The sequence below is a fragment of the Amycolatopsis sp. NPDC059657 genome, from assembly GCF_042734395.1.
GTDB lineage: Bacteria > Actinomycetota > Actinomycetes > Mycobacteriales > Pseudonocardiaceae > Amycolatopsis.
The window spans coordinates 1-2,477 of record NZ_JBHWEB010000258.1 but is presented as its reverse complement, the minus strand read 5'-3'; the positions used below and the strand labels follow the sequence as shown (position 1 = coordinate 2,477).

General features: G+C 61.2%; 1 protein-coding gene and 1 pseudogene. One reads left to right on the top strand and one right to left on the bottom strand.

Annotated features, from left to right (window positions below; all coding sequences use genetic code 11):
• Positions 1 to 156: 156 nt before the first annotated feature.
• A pseudogene (locus ACFV15_RS48050) lies at positions 157 to 945 on the bottom strand (IS3 family transposase); the annotation flags it as partial.
• 133 nt (positions 946 to 1,078) lie between these two features.
• On the opposite strand from ACFV15_RS48050, the gene ACFV15_RS48045 reads away from it, so the two are divergent.
• A complete protein-coding gene (locus tag ACFV15_RS48045; RefSeq protein WP_378360211.1) occupies positions 1,079 to 2,311 on the top strand; it encodes an IS256 family transposase in 1,233 nt (410 codons plus the stop codon).
• Positions 2,312 to 2,477 lie beyond the last annotated feature (166 nt).

Sequence of the window (2,477 nt, the reverse complement as noted above, 5' to 3'; positions counted from 1 at the left end):
CGCGCTCACGCACCTCACGCGGGTGCCTCGAAGACCGGGCCATAACTCCATCCTCACTCACACGATGGAGCCTCCATCAAACCCGGGGCGGTTCAAAACCGGTGTCGGTGAACACGGGACTGCCCCGGGTTTGGTTGTCACCGGGGGTGTGGTGTTTCAGGCCGCTGTTGCGGTGGTGTAGATGGTCTCAAACTCGATGGGGGTGAGTTTGCCGAGGGTTCGTTGTCGGCGTTTGCGGTGGTATTTCGTTTCGATCCAGGTGACGATCGCCAGGCGTAGTTCTTCTCGGGTGTTCCAGCGTCGGGTGTCGAGAACGTTCTTCTGCAGCAACGAAAAGAAGGACTCCATGGCGGCGTTGTCGCCACACGCGCCGACCCGGCCCATGGACCCGGTCAGCCCGTTGTTGCGCAGAAGGCGCCGGTAGGGCTTGGACCGGAATTGGCTGCCTCGATCCGAATGCACGATCACCCCGGCCGGGTCGCGCAGTGTGATCGCGTTACGCAACGCGGCGACGGCGAGTGAGGACGTCATGCGGGAGTCGATCGAGTAGCCGACGATCTTGTTGGAGTAGCAGTCCTTGATCGCGCACAGATACAGCTTGCCCTGGTCGGTGGGGTGTTCGGTGATGTCGGTCAGCCACTTCACGTTCGGCGCGTCGGCGGTGAAGTCCCGGCGCACCAGATCGTCGTGCACCGGCGGGCCTGCCTGGCGATTGCGGCCTTTCTTCTTGGCGTGGAAGGAAAAGATGGCCTGCATGGAGCAGATCCGCCAGACCCGGTTCTCCGAGGCGGTGAAGCCGCGCTGGGCGAGTTCGTCGGCGATGAACCGGTACCCGTCCGCTGGGTCGTCGGCGTGGATGTCGAGCGCGGCGTTGATCAGATGGGCGTCGTCCCAGTCCCGCTGCGAGACCGGATTGGAGAGCCACTGGTAGTAGGCTTGCCGTGAGATCGGGCGTGTCATGCCAACTGTGTAGGCCGGAGGTGCACCAAGATCGACTCGCTGGATAGGCGGTCGGAGGGGACACCGAGTGACACAGAACACATCATCTCGTCGTGGTGACGAGGCGGCGGCGCGGCGGCTGACGGAGGCGTTCTCGCCGGATGCTATCGACGCGTTGCTGCAGGACGCGAAATCGTCGGGAACGCCGATCGACGGCGTCGACGGCCTGCTGAATCAAATGACCAAAGCGGTGCTTGAGCGAGCCTTGCAGGCCGAGATGACCAACCATTTGGGCTATGATTCCGGCGATCCGGCTGGCCACGGAACTGGTAATTCCCGCAACGGGAAAACGGCGAAAACGGTGTCGACGAACAACGGCCCGATCGAGATCGAGGTGCCGCGCGACCGGAATGGCTCATTCGAGCCGGCGATCGTGCCGAAACGTGCTCGGCGGATCGGCAACATCGACGACACGATCCTCTCACTGTGCTCGCGAGGCATGACGACTCGTGACATTGAGGCGCACCTGCGTGAAGTCTACGGAGTGAATGCGTCCCGGGAATTGATTTCGAATATCACCGATGTGGTTGTCGATGAAATCAAAGTGTGGCAGTCCCGACCGCTGGATGAGGTTTATCCCATCGTCTACGTGGACGGGATCAGGCTCCGAGTCAAGGACAACGGCGTGGTCACCACCAAGGTCGCCTACCTGGTCATCGGGGTCGACGTTGACGGCCGCAAGCACGCACTGGGCTGCTGGATCCAGGACACCGAAGGGGCGAAGTTCTGGCAGAAGGTGCTCTCCGACCTGCGCAACCGCGGTCTCAGGGACATCTTGATCGCCTGCTGCGACGGGCTCACCGGTCTGCCGGACGCGATCCGCGCGATCTTCCCCGAGACCGTGGTGCAAACCTGCGTCGTGCACGTCATCCGCAACGCGATGCGGTTCGTATCCTATAACGATCGCAAGAAAATCGTCAAAGCGATGAAGGAAATCTATACCGCGCCAACCCTTGAGGCGGCGGAGCTCGGGCTCGCCGAATTCGATAAGCAATTCGGCGCGCAATACCCTGGCGCTGTCGACGTCTGGCGTCACGCCTGCCCGGAGTTCGTCCCGTTCCTCGACTACCCGCCCGAGCTCCGGAAAATCGTCTACACCACCAACGCGATAGAATCCATCAACTTCCAACTGCGGAAGATCACGAAGAATCGCGGCCACTTCCCGGATAAAGATGCAGCCATGAAGCTTCTATACCTCGGTCTGCGAAACATTTCAAGCCAACGCGGAGGCGAATCGGGAACAGGAACGAAAGGATGGAAAGTGGCGCTGAACACACTGGCGAACCTCTTCCCTGGTCGCCTTCCTTTCTGATAACCTACAAATGTAAGTAAGTCACCTCTAGCTTACACAAAAATCGTGACAGGCTCGGGAGATCCCCAGCACCCAGCACCCAGCACCCAGCACCCAGCACCCAGCACCCAGCACCCAGCACCCAGCACCCAGCACCCAGCACCCAGCACCCAGCACCCAGCACCCA